This is a genomic window from Paenibacillus apii (assembly GCF_011043685.1).
Taxonomy (GTDB): Bacteria; Bacillota; Bacilli; order Paenibacillales; family Paenibacillaceae; genus Paenibacillus_AQ; species Paenibacillus_AQ sabinae.
The window spans coordinates 744,969-762,740 of record NZ_JAAKGU010000001.1 but is presented as its reverse complement, the minus strand read 5'-3'; the positions used below and the strand labels follow the sequence as shown (position 1 = coordinate 762,740).

The 17,772-nt window shown below is 55.1% G+C and carries 14 protein-coding genes and 1 riboswitch; all 14 genes read left to right on the top strand.

All coding sequences use genetic code 11. The annotated features are described in order from the left end of the window. Positions 1–182 precede the first annotated feature (182 nt). The 14 genes from G5B47_RS03880 to G5B47_RS03815 all read left to right on the top strand — a co-directional run bounded on the left by G5B47_RS03880 (position 183) and on the right by G5B47_RS03815 (position 17,748). Entirely contained in the window at positions 183–3,800 is a 3,618-nt protein-coding gene (locus G5B47_RS03880; protein ID WP_165094525.1) for a collagen binding domain-containing protein, read from the top strand. A gap of 555 nt (positions 3,801–4,355) precedes the next feature. After that, entirely contained in the window at positions 4,356–5,747 is a 1,392-nt protein-coding gene (locus G5B47_RS03875; RefSeq protein WP_165094523.1) for a TldD/PmbA family protein, read from the top strand. Positions 5,748–5,750: 3 nt separating this feature from the next. Beyond that, on the top strand, positions 5,751–7,103 hold the full coding sequence (locus tag G5B47_RS03870; protein WP_165094520.1) for a TldD/PmbA family protein: 1,353 nt from the start codon (positions 5,751–5,753) through the stop codon (positions 7,101–7,103). Positions 7,104–7,302: 199 nt separating this feature from the next. After that, positions 7,303–8,175: an AraC family transcriptional regulator gene (locus G5B47_RS03865; RefSeq protein WP_165094517.1), complete on the top strand. Its 873-nt coding sequence runs from the start codon at positions 7,303–7,305 to the stop codon at positions 8,173–8,175. Between the two features lie 132 nt (positions 8,176–8,307). After that, a riboswitch (FMN riboswitch) is annotated at positions 8,308–8,477 on the top strand. Positions 8,478–8,708: 231 nt separating this feature from the next. Next, positions 8,709–9,809: a bifunctional diaminohydroxyphosphoribosylaminopyrimidine deaminase/5-amino-6-(5-phosphoribosylamino)uracil reductase RibD gene (ribD, locus tag G5B47_RS03860; RefSeq protein WP_165094514.1), complete on the top strand. Its 1,101-nt coding sequence runs from the start codon at positions 8,709–8,711 to the stop codon at positions 9,807–9,809. 18 nt (positions 9,810–9,827) lie between these two features. Further along, the gene (locus tag G5B47_RS03855) at positions 9,828–10,505 is read left to right on the top strand and encodes a riboflavin synthase (protein ID WP_165094511.1); all 678 of its coding nucleotides are present in this window, start codon (positions 9,828–9,830) and stop codon (positions 10,503–10,505) included. A 36-nt stretch (positions 10,506–10,541) separates the two neighbouring features. Beyond that, positions 10,542–11,795 carry a bifunctional 3,4-dihydroxy-2-butanone-4-phosphate synthase/GTP cyclohydrolase II gene (locus G5B47_RS03850; protein ID WP_165094509.1) on the top strand — a complete coding sequence of 418 codons (1,254 nt, stop codon included), beginning with the start codon at positions 10,542–10,544 and terminating at the stop codon, positions 11,793–11,795. 96 nt (positions 11,796–11,891) lie between these two features. Next, entirely contained in the window at positions 11,892–12,356 is a 465-nt protein-coding gene (gene ribH, locus G5B47_RS03845) for a 6,7-dimethyl-8-ribityllumazine synthase (RefSeq protein ID WP_165095447.1), read from the top strand. Between the two features lie 345 nt (positions 12,357–12,701). Beyond that, positions 12,702–13,493: a segregation and condensation protein A gene (locus G5B47_RS03840; protein WP_165094507.1), complete on the top strand. Its 792-nt coding sequence runs from the start codon at positions 12,702–12,704 to the stop codon at positions 13,491–13,493. Then, positions 13,462–14,067, top strand: a complete 606-nt coding sequence (gene scpB / locus G5B47_RS03835) for an SMC-Scp complex subunit ScpB (protein ID WP_165094504.1) — start codon at positions 13,462–13,464, stop codon at positions 14,065–14,067. Before G5B47_RS03840 ends, scpB begins: the two co-directional genes overlap by 32 nt. Before the next feature lie 195 nt (positions 14,068–14,262). After that, a complete protein-coding gene (locus G5B47_RS25990) occupies positions 14,263–14,976 on the top strand; it encodes a DUF2953 domain-containing protein (protein ID WP_165094501.1) in 714 nt (237 codons plus the stop codon). A 91-nt stretch (positions 14,977–15,067) separates the two neighbouring features. After that, a complete protein-coding gene (ytfJ, locus tag G5B47_RS03825; protein ID WP_165094498.1) occupies positions 15,068–15,562 on the top strand; it encodes a GerW family sporulation protein in 495 nt (164 codons plus the stop codon). A gap of 310 nt (positions 15,563–15,872) precedes the next feature. Next, a complete protein-coding gene (locus tag G5B47_RS03820) occupies positions 15,873–17,081 on the top strand; it encodes a D-alanyl-D-alanine carboxypeptidase family protein (RefSeq protein ID WP_165094496.1) in 1,209 nt (402 codons plus the stop codon). Then, entirely contained in the window at positions 17,074–17,748 is a 675-nt protein-coding gene (locus tag G5B47_RS03815) for a nucleoside recognition domain-containing protein (RefSeq protein ID WP_165094494.1), read from the top strand. Before G5B47_RS03820 ends, G5B47_RS03815 begins: the two co-directional genes overlap by 8 nt. Positions 17,749–17,772 lie beyond the last annotated feature (24 nt).

Sequence of the window (17,772 nt, the reverse complement as noted above, 5' to 3'; positions counted from 1 at the left end):
CGACCGGAAGACATACATAAGCGAGCGCAGAAGAAAGTGAAACGCAGAAAAAGGCTGACCGGCAAGGAGGGAGAATGCGGGGGGGAGACAACAGCATATATTCGGCATCAGTCCGCTTTTTAATAAATGAAAGATCAAGGTATTGTACCGTCAAATGAACTATGGGAGAGGAGTAGAAAAGGATGACGACGCGGAGAACGATTAGGAAGAAACTGGCCTTGTGGCTCGTGATCCTGCTGCTGGTTGCCGAGTACAGCTACGGCCTGGGATTTACGACAGAAGTGAAAGCGGGAGCAATCGAGAATGACAGGAACATTATCACCAGCGTTTCGATGGCGGTGTATGGTCCCGATGGCCAGACGGTTACTGGCGACGTCTACGAACAAGGCTCCGAGGTAACATTGAATTATACGTGGGTTTTACAGGATGGGCATGGCTATCAAGCGGGAGATACATTTTCTTTCCAGATTCCCAACCAGTTCAAGCTCTATAACGATATCAGCGGACCGCTGGTTTCGGATGAAGGCGATGTGGGAAGCTTCACGGTAAACAAAGATACCTACCTTGCCGTCATGACCTTCAACAGCTTCATCGAAAATCATGACAATGTCCATGGAACGTTAAGCCTAAGGACCAAGTTCGATAAAGAGGTCATCAAAGGAAGCACGGTTCAGCAGATTTCGTTCCCGTTGAACGGGGATACCCAGGTTGTAGTCCTGCGCTTCAAGCCGGATGTCGCGTCAACCATTGAGAAAAAAGGAACGCCAGAGGGGTATAACGCTCAGAGCATTTACTGGACGGTTGATGTGAACAAAACGCTGGAGTCCGTGTACGGCGCGGAAGTAACCGACCCGATCCCTGATGGATTGAGTCTGGACCCGGTGACGGTTGCCGTGTATCAGCTTGATGTCGGGCTGGACGGCACGGTGAGTCAGGGGATTCTCGTTGATCCCTCAAACTATACGCTTGATACGCAGGATGGAAAGCTTAAGCTGAAGTTCGCTGATTCGCCGATTAGCGGCGCATATCGCATTGCTTTTTCCACAGATATTACTAACTTAGCCAAAACGAAATTTAAAAATACAGCATTTTTTTCGGGCGACAATTTACCTCAAGCTGAAGCCTCGTCAACGGTTGAAGTCAAGCGAGCGCCAAGCCTTCAGAAGTATGCCATTCATTACGAGCCGTCCATCCAGACGATTACCTGGGGCATAAATTATAATTACAACTATGGAAGCATTTCACAGGCCGATGCGGTGCTGAAGGATTTGTTCAACGAATCCCAGGAGCTGGTCGCAGGCTCGGTTAAAGTCTACAATGTGACAGTCGATGGCGATGGAAAAGCAACAGTCGGCGCACAGCTGGCCGAAGGGACAGATTATACGCTCACACCGGCATCGGCGGCTAATAAGATCGGCTTCGAGATCAGGTTTTTGCAGGATGTAAGCACGCCTTATTTTATCGAATACAAGACCAAGTCCAAGGAGCGGCTGTTCTCGCCAAAAAGAATCACCAACACCGTAACCTCCGGCACTTATAGAGCGGAAGCAAATCAGGATATTTATCCCGTCATTATTTATAAAACGGTCGATGCTGCCGGCGCGAATTACCGCAACAAAACCGCGGACTGGAAAATTACGATTAATGATGACGGCTACCCGATGAGCAATGTAGTTGTCAAGGATACGTTTCCGTACAGCGGCCTTACCTTTATTCCGGAGTCACTCGTTGTCCGCAGCGCTTCGGGAGCCGTAGTCCCCACTTCGGAATACACCCTGGATTACGATAAACCGGTGGTGCAGGGCAAAGGATTTACAGTCACCTTCCTGAAGCCGATCACTGGAAAATATACGATCAGCTACAAGCTGCAGTTTGACTATTACGGACTCACGGAAGGCAAGAATAAATTCTATAATACGGCTTACTTGACCTGGGACGGAGGCTCGGCTTCGGCAACGGGAGTGTTCAATCCCCGGATTGAAGTCAAGAACAACGGCTTTAAATTTGGCGAATACAATGCCGCTTCAAAGACCATCTCCTGGTATGTTGCAGCCAACTATAACAGCAAACCGCTGAAGAGCGCCGAAATCGTGGATGTGATTCAAGCTCCGCAATCCCTGATTGACGGTTCGGTGAAGCTGAAAGAGCTCTATCTGTACCCAAGCGGCCTGACCTCCAGAAATGGGGATCTAAATGTCAAATATACGTATACGGTCACTCAGGAGAACGGCAACAGCATTTTGCGGATCAAGCTGCTGGAGCCGGTCAATTATCCGTTTTATGTCGAGTTCAAGACGAGTCTGGATGGAAAGCTGATCAACAGCGGCAAAATCAATAATACAGCGAACATCTATGACGACAACAAGCCGGTATCGGCGGATCTGACCGGTTCGGTGACCATTCCGTTCGGCGGAGAATATGTGGTCAAGAACGGGGCGCAAGCCGGCGACAAAATCAACTGGAGCGTCTACATCAACCGCGGCCAATCGTTTATACGCGACGCGAAGATTACCGATGTCGGAAGCGCAAATCAGCTGCTGCTGACCGATTCGTTCCATCTGTATCCGACCACGGTTTCTCCAAGCGGAACGGTAACCAAGGCCGGCCCCGAACTGGTCAAGGGAACCGATTATACTCTGGACGTCACTACGACGAATGATGGCAAGCAGACGTTCGTCCTAAGCTTCAAGAATCCGATCGGTTCGGCTTATATTCTGGAATACCAGTCGCTCATCGCCGCGCGCAGCGGAGAAACCGTGACGAACGCCGTAACGCTCAGCGGCAATAATGTAGTGGAAGTCACTAAAGAAACTTCTACGGAAGTTATTGTCGGGGTATCAACTGGTTCGGGAACGGGCAATGGAACACGAAGTATGCTTACGGTCAAAAAGCTGGATGACAGCGATTATCTGAAGCTGCTAGCCGGAGCTACTTTTGACCTGTACCGGTTAAACGGCAGCGAACGCTTGTTAATCGGAACGCAGACGACAGGCGCTGACGGCGTTGCCGTGTTTAACGGCATTTTGGCTGGAAGCTACATCCTGGTAGAGACGAAAGCTCCTTCAGGCTATGTCCTCGATGGCGCCGAGCGTCCGGTAACCGTCGGGGCAGGCGCGAACATCGTTCTGCCAATAACCAACCATGTGGCCCCTTCGCCGGTGCCGTCCGAGACTCCGCCGCCATCCGCAACGCCGACATCGTCTGCGACACCGTCGCCAGTAGTGTCCGCATCGCCGGTACCATCTGTGACGCCGTCACCAGTGGTGTCCGCATCGCCGGCACCGTCTGCGACCCCGTCGCCAGCGCCGTCGGCGGAGGCTTCTGCGTCGCCGACACCATCCGCGACCCCGTCGCCAGCGCCGTCCGTGACGCCGTCGGCAGAGGTGTCTGCGGCACCGTCGGCAACACCGACCGCGCCGGTATCTTCGGAAACGCCACCGGTGGTCGTTCCGGTTCCGTCGCCATCGCCAACGGGTTCAAGCGTTCCGGGTGTCATTATCCCGGATGAGCAAATCCCGGCAGGGCCGGTGAACCCGGGCGAACCGCAGCCAACGCCGCTTCCTAGTGTGACGCCGACGGAGGTGCCGATCGATGACGAGGTTCCGCTTGGCGGAGTCGACATTGACGATGACGACGTACCGAAGGGAAATCCTTCCGATCCGGAGGTAAGCCCGGCTACGGGCAAGCTGCCGAAGACAGGAGAAGGAAGCTCGCTGCCGATCTATATGGGCGGCCTGGGCCTTATCCTGATCGGTATTGTCATTAACCGCTGGCTCAATCGCAGCAAGAAACCGGAATAAATAAGGAATCAACTTGAAATGAACGGACAATGAACCGCCGGCCCAGCCGGAAAGCGCCCGGGATGCTTATTTCCCCGGGCGCTTTTTCTGCCTCTGGAGAGAGTGTACCCGCAAGCAGCAGCGGTCAGTTTCTTTGCACGTTTGCTTGGGCCAATCCTGCCCCGTCTGGTGGTCAGAAGCAATGGAAGACATGGGTAGCGGGAAATAAAGCGGAAAAAGCGGAGCTTATTCGACCCCAAACCGGGCTTTCTCGCATTCGAACTGGAAAAACTCCAGCTTAATCGGAGGGATGCGCCTGAATTTGGTCTTATGTCAGAAATAAGACGGAGCTTTTCCGTCTTAATCGGCTTAATTGCTCTTCAGCCGCGGAATAAAAGGGAGATTTTCCGCTTTATCAGCAGCGGGAGGTGAGTGGGAGTACAGTGGGAGTATAGTGGGAGGGACAGCCGGGATGCCGCCCGGTCCGCATGAACAGAAGGGTGGAGAGATGAAGCGGCCGAAATAAGCTATACTGGTAAGGAAAGGTATTATTATAGAATAGCGGGGAGGAAGGCTATGCTTCAGGAACGGCTTATTATTAATGTATTGATGGCGTCGCTAGAGACGGGCGCCGATTTTGCAGAGATCTTCGTCGAAGACAAGATCAGTGGAAGACTGGAAATGGTGGGCGGCATACTGGAAAGCTCCCTCTCCGGCCGTGATTACGGAGTGGGCATCCGGATACTGAAAGGGAACTTTTCCGTCTATGCCTTCACGAACGACAGCAGCGAGTCTAATCTGGTCGCTGTAGCCCGATCGGCTGCGGCTGCCATTCGCGGCGGCGGCGCCAGCAGCGGGGTTATGGATCTCCGCCGGGCGGTCATCGATAACCGCCATTCCGTCGCAATTATGCCGGACAGCTCGCAGAAGAAACGCGCCATCGAGCTGATGCGCCGCGCCCACAGCACGGCGGCTGCATTCGATCCAAGCATTGCCCAGACGAAAATCCATGCGACCCATCAGCTGCAGCATGTGCTGATTGCCAATACCGAAGGCTTGCTGGCTGAAGATAAGCGGGTCTACACACGGCTTGGAATCAGCGCAGTGGCGGAGGACGGCGACCAGAAGCAATCCGGCTTCAGCGGGCCGGGCGCCTATGCCGGCCACGAATTCCTCGAAGGCCTGGACATTGAAGAGCATGCCCGCAAGGCTTCCCGGATCGCGGTCACGATGGTCAAAGCCGGCTTCGCGCCCAGCGGAAGACTTCCCGTCGTGATCGACAACGGCTTTGGCGGCGTTCTCTTCCACGAAGCCTGCGGCCATGGGCTGGAGTCGACCTCCGTCGCTCCCGGCTCGTCAGTGTTCGCGGGCAAGCTCGGCGAGCGGGTCGCTTCGCCGCTGGTAACGGCGGTGGACGACGGCACGATTGTGAACGCCTGGGGTTCCCTCAATATCGACGACGAAGGGGCTAGAACGCAGCGCAATGTCCTGATCGAGAACGGCATACTGAAGGGCTACCTGATCGACCGGATGGGCTCCCGGAGAATGGGTATGCCCGCTACCGGTTCCGGCCGCCGGCAATCGTATAAATTCGCCCCGGCGTCGCGCATGAACAACACATTCATTTGCAACGGAACCTCGACCCGCGAAGAGATTATCGCGAATACCGAATACGGCATTTATGCGAAGTCCATGGGCGGCGGCTCGGTCAACACGGCGACCAGCGATTTCAATTTTGCCGTTCAGGAAGCGTACATTATACGGAACGGTAAAATCGAAGAGCCGGTCAAGGGAGCGACCCTGATCGGCAAGGGGATCGACTGCTTAAGCAAAATCGACATGGTCGGCAACAATCTCGAGCACGGACAGGGCATGTGCGGGTCTGTCAGCGGAAGTATTCCGGTGAACTGCGGGCAGCCTACGATCCGGGTGTCGGAGATGACCGTCGGCGGAAGAAAGGGGGAGTAGCGCTTGAACATCGGAGAGTTTCAGGAAGCTCTTTTTGCCAAAGGCCGGGAAGCGGGATTCACCGAAATGGAAATTTATTATGCGAATGGCCGGTCCGTCTCGGTGTCGGTGCTGAAAGGCGAAATCGACGAGTATAAAAACGCCCAGACCGGCGGCCTGTCGTTCCGCGGTCTCATCGGCGGCAAGATGGGTTATTCATCCACCGAAAGGCTGGATCAGGAATCCATTGACTATTTGCTGGAAGAAGCAAGGAGCAATGCCGAGGTGTTGGAGAACGAGGAGCCGGAGGAATTGTTTGCCGGTTCGGAGCGCTACCATTCCCTGAATACGTATTCGCCTTCCTTGATCGGCACAGCACCCGATCAGCTGATCGAAGCGGCCTTATCTATGGAACGCATAGCGCTGGACGCCGACCCCCGCATTGATATGGTCAGACGCTCGGCGACCTCCGTAAGCGAGAGCGACGTGCTGATCGTCAATACGAAAGGCTTGAACTGCCACCGCAAGCACAGCTCTGCCTCCGCGAGCATTTATGTGCTTGCCAAAGAATCGAAGGATGCGAAGGAGACGGTAACGGGGGGCTGGTTCGACTTCTCGCTGCGGAGCTTTGACGATATCGATGTGGAGGCTGTGGCGCTGACGGGAGTCCGGGAGGCCGTATCCAAGCTTGGCGCAAACCCGGTGCCATCGGACAATTATCCGGTCATTTTTCGTAATGACGCCGCAACCTCATTGCTGTCCAGCTTCGCGTCGGTGTTCTCTGCAGAGTCGGTCGACAAAGGATTTTCCCGGCTGAAGGGCAAGCTGGGCGAACAGGTGGCGGGCCGCAATATATCGATCATCGATGACCCGCTGATGGAGAGTGCGCCGACAAGCAAAGCATTCGATGCGGAAGGCAGCGCCACCGCGCGCCATGAGCTGGTCAAGGACGGAAGACTGCTGACATTCCTGCATAACCGCAAAACGGCCCGAAAGGCCGGAGCCGCGAACACGGCAAACGCCGCGAAAGGCGGATACAAAGGCATGGTGGAGGTTTCGCATCACAATCTGTACATCGCTCCCGGCACGGACAGCTTTGATGAAATCATCCGAGACACGGACCGGGGAATCCTGATTGTGGAGCTTCAGGGGCTGCATGCCGGGACGAATGCAACTTCGGGCAGCTTCTCCCTGGCGGCAATCGGCTATTTGATCGAACGCGGAGAAATCGTGAGACCGGTCAATCAGATTACGGTATCCGGCAATTTTTTCGAGCTGCTTAACGGAATTGAGACGGTCGGCAACGATCCGCGGTTTATCGGCAGCTGCACCTCACCATCGCTTAAGGTTGGCTCATTATCGGTATCGGGAGCGTGAGACCACACCGCGCATCGCGTCAAAAATCAAGGCAGACGGCAAGCTTCGCCGCCTGCCTTCTTTAGGTACGCCCAGCATGGGCGTCTTACCTACGCTGAGAATCCGCAATGGGGCTGTCGTGCCTGCATAATCAGGCACGAAATGTCGGATGAACGTCTTCGTTTTCTGTTATTTTTATGATGAAAAGGAGGTCGAATTCATGGATTTGCTCAAAAGTATGAATAGTGCGTTGAAATATATCGAGGAAAATATCGCAAGCGACATCGACATCAAAGAAGCCGCCAAAAAGGCCCACTGTTCCGATTTTCATTTTAGAAGAATGTTTTCTTTCCTCGCAGGAATCACGCTATCGGAATATATTCGGCGCAGACGTCTTACTCTGGCGGCATTTGAGCTTCAAGGCTGCAGCAAAAAGATCATTGATATTGCTGTCAAATACGGATATGACTCGCCGGACGCTTTCGCGAGAGCTTTTCAGAAACTGCATGGCGTCAAACCGTCGGAAGCGAGAAATAACGGTTATTTACTTAAAGCTTATCCGCCGATGACCTTTCAGTTAACAATTAAAGGAGGAAGTGAAATGAACTATCGGATCGAAGAGAAAGAAGCCTTTCGCATTGTGGGGATGAAGAAAAGAGTCCCGATACAATTCGAAGGGGTTAACCCGGAGATTGCCGCGATGTGGGAAAGCTTGGACAGCGAAACAATCCGCCGGCTTAAGGGACTTTCTAATGTAGAGCCCAAGGGGCTGATCAGCGCATCCGCGAACTTTTCCGAGGGCAGAATGGAAGAAAAGGGGGAGCTCGATCACTACATTGGCGCGGCAACGACGGAAGAGTGTCCAGCCGGCTTGGCGCAGATTGAAGTTCCCACCTCAACTTGGGCGGTATTCGAAGCCATCGGCCCTTTCCCCAGCACACTGCAGAATATATGGGGGCGTATCTATTCGGAATGGTTCCCTTCTGCGAACTATGAGCAAATGGAAGGTCCGGAAATTCTGTGGAATGAGAGTATAGATGTAACCTCGCCAACGTTTAGAAGTGAAATTTGGATCCCGGTGCTGAAAAAGTAAGGGATGCGGTATAGAACTTACAATAATAAAGTAAATTTAAAACCATTACTTAATAATGATTGATTTTTGCGCGATAAAATGATAAGATACCGACATAATCCTTGGTATTTATTACGTTATCAAATAAATAAGACAATCCTTCAGGGCAGGGTGAAATTCCCTACCGGCGGTGATGATTCGCATGACGCTTAAGGCGGCATGCGCAAGACAAGTCCGCTACCCGGATCGCGCTTGCCGCGCGGACGGTGGACCCGGTGAGATTCCGGGACCGACAGTTACAGTCTGGATGGAAGAAGGAGAGTTAGCCGTTTGCCGCAGGTTTCAAGCGGCAAGCCTAATGAAAGTGCTCCGCATATTATGTGCGATAATTCACAAGGACCTATGTACGGGGACTTGCACGCATATGATAAGAGCTGCATTTACACTCTCAAACTGCCCATTTACCGCTCCTGGAAGGAGCTGTAGATGGGTTTTTTAGACTTATGGGGATATGAGCTTGCGCGCTGGGTACGCAGGGGATCGGAGGATTAGGCATGGAAGTAATGAATGACGAGTTCTACATGTCGCTTGCGCTCGATATGGCCGAGCGGGCCCAGGGACAGACGGGAATCAATCCGGTTGTAGGCTGCGTCGTGGTCAAAGACGGGGCGGTAATCGGACTGGGCACCCATCTGAAGCGGGGAACGGGCCATGCCGAGGTGCACGCGCTGAATATGGCGGCCGGGCAGGCCGCGGGAAGCACTGCCTACGTAACACTGGAGCCGTGCAGCCATTACGGCAAGACGCCTCCGTGCAGCGAGAGGCTGATTGCCGAAGGCGTCGCAAGGGTCGTTATCGCTTGCGAGGACCCGAATCCGCAGGTTGCCGGACGCGGTGTTGCAATGCTCCAGGAAGCGGGAATCGAGGTCGAGGTCGGGCTGCTGCGCGAACGCGCCTTACGGCTCAATGAGAAGTTTATCAAATATATTTTGACGAAGCGCCCCTTTGTCACCTTGAAAACGGCCAGCACGCTGGACGGCAAAATCGCCACGCGCACCGGAGACAGCAAGTGGATTTCCAACGAGTCGGCGCGGGAAATCGTACATACGCTGAGGCACCGGCACCAGGGGATCATGGTCGGCGTAGGCACGGTTATAGCCGATAATCCCTCGCTGACGACCCGGACCGAGGTGCCGGGCATTAACCCCGTGCGGATTATCATCGACTCCGGCCTCCGCACGCCGCTAGATTCGTCGGTTGTCACCGATAGGCAGGCGCCGACGATCATTATTGCGGCGGAAATCGCCGACGCCGCGAAGGAAGAAGCGCTGACGGCGGCCGGAGTACAGGTGCTGCGCTGCGGCGCCGGGCCGCGCGTCGACCTGGCGGCCGCTATGGATAGGCTCGGCGAGCTGGAGATCGGCTCGATCCTGCTGGAAGGCGGCGGAACCCTGAACGGGGCGATGCTGGAGCAGGGGATGGTGGACCGCGTGGTGCTCTTCTTTGCTCCGAAGATTGTGGGAGGCGCCGAGGCGCCGGCCGCGTTTGCTTTTGACGGAGTGGACCTGATGAGGAACGCCGTGACGCTGCGGGGTGTGGAAGTGGAAGTTCTCGGAGATAATGTGTGCATCAGCGGCATACCCGAACTGGTGTAAAAGGAGGGAGGAAGCAGAATGTTTACTGGACTGATTGAAGAAGTCGGCACGCTGCGGGGCGTTTCCTCGAGCGGAGAAGGCATGGTGCTGCATATCAATGCTTCAGGCATTATGGACGATCTCAAAATCGGCGATAGCGTCTCGGTCAACGGCGTCTGTCTTACGGCAACCTCCCTGAGCGACCACGGCTTTACCGCCGATGTCATGCCTCAGACATACCGTAACACGACGCTTAAGGAATTGAAGACAGGCAGCCGGATCAATCTGGAGCGTGCCATGGCGGCCGGCGGAAGGTTCGGGGGACATATCGTGCAGGGGCATGCGGACGGAACGGGAACGATCAAGAGTGTGAAACGCGATCAGAACGCGGTCGTATTCGAAATCGCGCCGGCTCGAAAGTCTTTGTTCAAGTTCATTATTCCGAAAGGCTCGATCACGATCGACGGCATCAGCCTGACGGTGGCGGACGCGTTATCCTCATCGTTCACGGTGTCGATTATCCCGCATACGCTCGCCCAAACCGTGCTTGCCTATAAGCGGGCGGGGGACAGCGTGAATCTGGAATGCGATGTGCTGGGCAAGTACGTGGATCATCTCCTCCGGTACGGCTCATCTCAGCAAAACGAAGAAGACAGGGAAGAGGCCGAGGGCTCCCGCATCAGTACCGAATTTTTGGCGGCGAACGGTTTTTTATAAGATAGTCCATTTTCTAGGAACCAGGAGGTCAGAAAAATGAGTCACTATAACAACGAAGACATTCGTTTGGACCCGATTGAGGAAGCCATCTACGATTTGATGCGCGGCAAGGTCGTTATCGTCGTCGACGATGAGGACCGCGAGAACGAAGGCGATTTTATCGCTTTGGCGGAACGGGCGACGCCGGAAGTTATCAACTTCATGATTACCGAAGGACGCGGGCTGGTCTGCCTGCCGATTACGGCGGAGCGTGCGGCGGAGCTTGATCTGAAGCCGATGGTCAGTCAAAACACCGATTTCCACGGCACGGCGTTCACCGTGTCCATCGACCACAAGGATACGACGACCGGCATCTCCGCCTACGAGCGGTCGTTGACCGCCAAGGCGATTATGGACCCTAATGCAGGTCCTGCGGATTTCCGCAGACCGGGCCATATGTTCCCGCTGATCGCCAAGAAAGGCGGCGTGCTGCGCAGAAGCGGCCACACGGAAGCCGCCGTCGATCTGGCCCGCATGTGCGGCGCTTATCCCGCCGCGGTAATCTGCGAGGTCGTCAAGGAAGACGGCACGATGGCCCGTCTGCCCGATCTGTATGAAATTGCGAAGAAGCATGATCTGAAGCTAATCAGCATCGCCGACCTCATCCATTACCGGAATGGGAAGGAAAAGCTGGTCAACCGTGAAGTTTCGGTCCGCCTGCCCACCGATTTCGGCGAGTTCCAGACGATCGCCTATACGAACGAGGTAGATGATAAAGAGCATGTCGCTCTTGTCAAAGGGGATATTTCTGGTGACGAGCCGGTGCTGGTCCGTGTGCATTCGGAGTGCCTGACCGGCGATGTCTTCCATTCCCACCGCTGTGACTGCGGCCCGCAGTTCGAAGCCGCGCTGCGCCAGATCGAAGCCGCGGGCAAAGGCGTTCTGCTCTACATGCGGCAGGAAGGCCGGGGCATCGGCCTGATCAACAAGCTGCGCGCCTACAAGCTGCAGGAGCAGGGTCTCGACACAGTCGATGCGAATCTGGAGCTCGGGTTCCCGGCCGACTTGCGCGATTACGGAATCGGGGCGCAAATCCTGAAGGATCTGGGCGTTCGCCGGATCAAGCTGATGACGAATAATCCCCGTAAGATCAAGGGGCTGGAAGGCTACGGGCTTGAGGTCGTGGAGCGCGTGCCGATCCAGATGCCGGAGAACGAAGACAATACGAATTACTTGCACACCAAGCAGTCCAAGCTCGGGCATCTGCTGAATTTTGATAACATTGAGCAGAACGAAAGCTCGAAGGCGTAAGCCAGAAAACGTAAGCCAGAAAGCGAGAGCCGAATTTATTTTGCAAGCCGATCAATTACAAAAACCGACTAATATGAGAAAGGGTTGTTGATGAGTATGCCGCAGATTTTTGAAGGACATTTAGTATCGGAAGGTTTGAAATACGGGATTGTAGTGGGACGTTTTAACGAATTTATTACGAGCAAGCTGCTGTCTGGCGCACTGGACGCGTTCAAGCGTCACGGCGTCAAGGATGAAGAGATTTCCGTCGCCTGGGTGCCGGGAGTGTTCGAAATTCCTTTGATTGCGCAAAAAATGGCCGAAAGCGGCAAATATGACGCCGTCGTTACGCTGGGCACCGTTATCCGCGGCTCCACTACCCATTACGATTACGTCTGCAACGAAGTAGCCAAGGGTGTAGCCGCAATTAATCTCAAGACCGGCGTTCCGACGATCTTCGGCGTGCTGACAACGGAGAACATCGAGCAGGCGATTGAGCGCGGCGGCACCAAAGCGGGCAACAAGGGCTGGGACGCAGCAGTGTCCGCCATCGAGATGGCCAATCTTTCCAAATTGGTCTAAGCGGGAACTGGAGCGGACGGGCAAAGGCGTCTTTGCCGTGTCCAACATCCGGAATCTGTGATAGAATAATAGTGAAAGAGTCTGCTGTGCGGTATTTAAACCGAATTTCATTTTTAAGTATTCACATTTGTGTGGCGTCTGATTTCGGGCGCTGCACTTTACTTTTTTGAAATATAAGAAAAACTCCTATCGGAGCCTCTCGAAGATGTTGCCGAATCCCTCTTTAGCGGTTGTTTTTCTTGCAATATCAGGAAGTCTGGTCTTTGAAGTTTTATTCATTCTGATATTATAAAAAGGTTCAAGCGGTCTGCTTATCTTTAATTTCTAGTTGGCGGGAGGTGCCTCGTGACTGTATTGTACAAGCTGGAGACGTTTGAGGGCCCGCTGGATTTATTGCTGCATTTGATCGACAAGGCGGAAATCGACATCCAGGACATTCCGGTCAGCGAGATCACCGAGCAGTACATGGAATACTTGCGGAACATGCAGGAGCTCGAATTGGAAATTACAAGCGAGTTCCTGGTGATGGCTGCAACGCTGCTATCCATTAAGAGCAAGATGCTGCTGCCCAAGCCGCCCGTGATCGAAATCGACGATTTCGAATACTACGAGGAGGACGATTACGATCCCCGGGCGGAGCTGGTGCAGCGTCTGATCGAATACCGCAAAATCAAGAGCATCGCTTCCCAATTGATGGATATGGAGAGCGAGCGCAGCCTGATTTTTACGAAGGAACCGGACGATTTGGCTCCCTTTGTGCCATCGCAGGTCGACAATACCCTGATAGGGCTTCACGCTTCCGATCTGATCGCCGCATTCCGCAAGGCGCTTGGCAAGGCGGCCAGACGTTCCTCGTACGCGAAGATCACCAGAGACGAGATCTCGGTCAAGGACCGCATCCGCGACGTTTCCGCGGCGCTTCGGCGAACCGGGAAGGGCGGCCGGCTGCGCTTCTCATCGCTGTTGGATGACAGCATGGCAAGGCATGAAATTGTGGCGACCTTTCTTGCCATTCTGGAGCTGATGAAGATGAAGGCGATCTTGTGCTATCAGGAGAAATTGTTTGATGACATTGTGATGGAATGGAGAGGGGCGGAAGACTTCGATGGATTACAAACGGCTGAAATCGATTATTGAGGGGCTGCTGTTTCTGGCCGGAGAGGACGGCTTGTCCGCCAAACAAATCGCCGAAATTACGGAGCAGCGGACGGATTTCGTTAATGGAGCCGTGGAGGAGCTGCGTCAGGAGCTGGCTTCGCAGGGGCGCGGCCTTCAGGTCGTGCAGATTGCCGGCAATTACCGGCTGGCGACGCTGCCGGACCATGCGCCTTATTTCGAGCGCCTGGCTTATTCACCATCCCGAGCGTCCTTGTCGCAGGCGGCGCTGGAGACGCTGTCCATCATCGCTTACAGGCAGCCGATAACACGGGTGGAGATCGAGGAGATTCGCGGCGTGAAGTCGGAAAGAGCCATCCATACGCTTACCAACAAGGACCTTATCCAGGAGGTTGGCCGGGCGGAGGCGGTGGGGCGCCCGATTTTGTACGGAACGACCAAGTCTTTTCTGGAGACGTTCGGGCTGGCCAGTCTGCAAGAGCTGCCGGAGCCTTCCGCGCAGGACAGCGGAGACAATCTGGAGGAAGAAACGCAGCTGCTGTTCGACAAGCTTGATACGCGCCAGTTGACGATCGATGAAATGGAGCCATCGTAATATATTTTGCAGATGATGAAGAATCATAGACGGAACGGGTCTATGGTTTTTTTGCATTGGAGAGAAAAAGCTTATTTACGGGGAGGTACGAGATGGAAGACTGGAGACGAATTTGGCGTCAAGCGAATTTTTCCAGTCTGAAATTGCCATACTAATCCAAGGAGTTCTTATCAAAGAATGCTTGGAGGGTACCACGTGAAGCTATGGCTGTTGATTGGCGTCCTGCTGCTGCTTGCGGTCGCGGTCCTGCTGCTCTCTTCCCGTATTTTTTTTCATCTGAGTCTGAACCGGAGAGGGCATGATGACCAAATCGTGCTTGATATCACGGCACTCTTCGGACTTGTCAAGTTCCATTACACGCTTCCGGCGCTCGTATTCGAAGGTTTCAAGCGCGGGCTGCATGTCAAGCTGGAAGAGACTGGTGTCGCTCCGGTCATATCAGCGAAGGACGAAGAGACGAATATCGACAAGGAGGATGTCTCGGAATGGATCGAATACGGGAAAAAAGCGCTGAAAGCCACGTACGGACTAAGACGCTGGACTGCCGAGACGATGTCCCATGTCCAGATTACGAAGCTGGACTGGTCCACCAATTTCTCGCTTGGCGATGCTGCGGGAACGGCCACGGCGGCCGGGGCGCTGTGGGGACTGAAATGGACGATCATCGGCTGGACCTCTCAATGGGTAAAGCTGATGCGTAAGCCCCGCCTGTTTGTCGTTCCGGTCTTTGAGGATACCGTGGAATTTTCCACCGAGGTTGATTGCAAAGGGAGAATATCGGCAGGCTACGTGCTGTATGCAGTATTGAGGCTGCTGGTACGGGCTTTGCAAGCCGACGAAGGAATCAGGCAGTGGAAGGAAATTATGCGCGAGATCCGCTCCCGTCGGCGTGAAAAAAGCGCGGCATGACTCCGCCGGTTTACATAGTAACGCTTCTTTCGGGGGAATATAAACGACGTGACGGAAATCTATTCCCTATATGCCGAAGGAGGATAACAATATGAGTGACCACCCCATTCAAGGTCTGATGCAGACCGCGATGGAAAACATCAAAGGCATGGTCGACGTAAACACCATCGTCGGCGAGCCGGTGGAGACGAAGGATGGCAGTGTCATTCTGCCTATCAGTAAAGTCGCTTTCGGTTTTGCCGCAGGCGGCAGCGACTTCAGTGTGGAAGACGACGACAAGCCAGTGGCCGGACAGAACGGCGTGAAGATTCTTCCGTTTGGAGGCGGCAGCGGGGGCGGGGTATCCATCCGGCCGATCGCTTTTCTGGTCGTCGGAAGAGAAGGCGTGCATATCGTGCCGCTGGACAACCAGACCCATATTTTCGAGAAAATTATCGACTCCACTCCCGGGCTGATCGACAAAATCCAGTCGATGTTCCAGAACCAGGGCGGATCATCCACCGGACAGCAGCAGCAGCAATATACACAGGCTCCGCCTCCCGTTCCTTCCGAAGCCGTTACCTTTACACCGTCTACCCCGGTGTAACCGGTCGGGTTCTGACTCGTTTAGTTCCGGGAAAATCCGGGATCTCAGAGGATGGCTTACGGATGACAAGACCGGTGCGGCAGGGCCGTGCACATAAGGATATCGCACATTAGCTGCGGTATCCTTTTTTTGTCTATGTCTGGAAGGGAAACGATGTGTACGTTTCTCAGGATCTCTTGAGCGCCTACTGAACCGGGTGCCGGAAGAGACCCCGGATTCAGGACGATTTTGCGCGTCCGGCAGCCTTTGGGACATACCGCTCCGCCCGTCCGCATACACTTGTACAAAATGCTAAAGAGGAAGCCGGAGGATGAACATGAAAAGAGTAAACTTCAGATCTTCTCTAGTTCTGGTCAGCTGCTGCCTGCTCTTGCTCTTTGCACCGATTGCTGCGGCGGAGCCCGGTCGAGAAAGTGTGTCCACCCATGCCAAGGCGGCCTCGCTGATTGATGTGGATTCCGGGCGGATCTTGTACAGCAGCCACGGCGACGAGCCGATGCTGATTGCCAGTCTGACCAAGATCATGACTGCCATCGTGGCGATTGAATATGGGGATTTGAAGAGCAAGGTCAAGGTCGGGAAGAACGCTTTTGCCAAAGAAGGGTCGTCCCTGTTTCTCAGACTGGGCGAAGAGATGACGCTCGAGAACATGTTGTACGGTCTCATGCTGCGTTCGGGCAACGATGCGGCGACGGCCATCGCGGAGCATATCGGCGGTTCGGAGGAAGGCTTTGTTCACCTGATGAACGTCAAAGCCGAGGAGCTGGGCCTAAAGCATACCCATTTTGCCAATCCCCACGGGCTTGACGCCGAAGGGCATTACTCCAGCGCGAACGATCTGGCCGTGTTGACGGCCTATGCCATGCATAATCCCGTGTTCAAGGAAATTGTCAAGACGCAGGTCAAGACGGCGGGAAATCCGTACGAGCCATGGGACTATAAATGGAGCAACAAAAACAAGATGCTGCGTCTCTATGAGGGAGCGGACGGAGTGAAGACTGGCTACACGAAAAAAGCGCTGCGCTGCCTGGTCAGCTCCGCGACCCGGGGAGGCCAGCAGCTGGTCGCCGTGACGTTAAACGACGGCAACGACTGGAACGACCACTCTGCCCTGCTCGATTTCGGCTTTAACCGGTTTCCGCTGAAAACGCTGATCGAGCGGGGGGAGAAGCTGCAGGGCTACGAGCTGGTGGCCGGACTGGATTTCTCTTATCCGTTTACCACAGGCGAGCAGGAGCGGGTTGTCACCGAGCTGGTCTTGAACGGAAGGCCGAAGACGGCAGACAGCGCCGACAAGAGCTTCGGGCTTCGCGGGACGCTCGTGCTGAAACTTGGCGACGTATCGATCGGCCGGGTGCCGGTTTACGAACCGGACCATCTCCCGCCGGCCACGACGCCATACGCAGAGAAGTACGCGTCAACGCAGGCCCATCCGGCGGACAACTGGCTTCAAGCGATAGGCAGCGCGCTTCGCGCCCTGTTCCGGCTTGGAGCGGAAGGAGGGGGCTCCCATGATTAACGCGATATGGCTCGGCATGATCGTCATCGGTTTTGTGTTCGCCGCGGTGAACGGCCGGATGGACGCCTTCACCGGGGCGGTGTTTGACGGCGCGAAGAACGGGGTAACGGTCAGCTTTGGGTTGATCAGCGTCCTGGTGTTCTGGCTCGGCATCATGAAGGTGGCCGAGGATGCGGGACTGCTGCGGACGATCGCCAGGGCGCTCGGCCCGGTCGTCCGCTTTCTGTTCCCGGATGTGCCGAAAGGGCATCCGGCAATTGGCTATATTCTGTCCAATATGAGCGCCAATCTGCTCGGCCTGGGCAATGCGGCGACTCCGATGGGCATCAAGGCGATGCAGGAGCTGCAGACGCTGAACCCGGACAAGGAGACGGCGACTCCCGCGATGTGCACCCTGCTGGCGCTGAATACCGCCAGCATCACGCTCATTCCGGCGACGCTGATCGCGATCCGCCTGAACTACGGCTCCGCCGATCCCGCAGGCATCGTCGGGACAACGCTGGCGGCGACCGTGGTCGCGACGCTCGCCGCCGTCTTCGCAGACCGGCTGTTCCGCCGGCTGCATCTGCTGCGAAGGCCGCCGGAGCCGCCGGCGGCCCGCCTTTCCCGGACCGGGGAAGGCGCGGCTTCTCCGCCCCCCGGGGCGCATTCCGAAGCGAAAGGGTGACCGGCCTTGTACCAGTTGATCAGC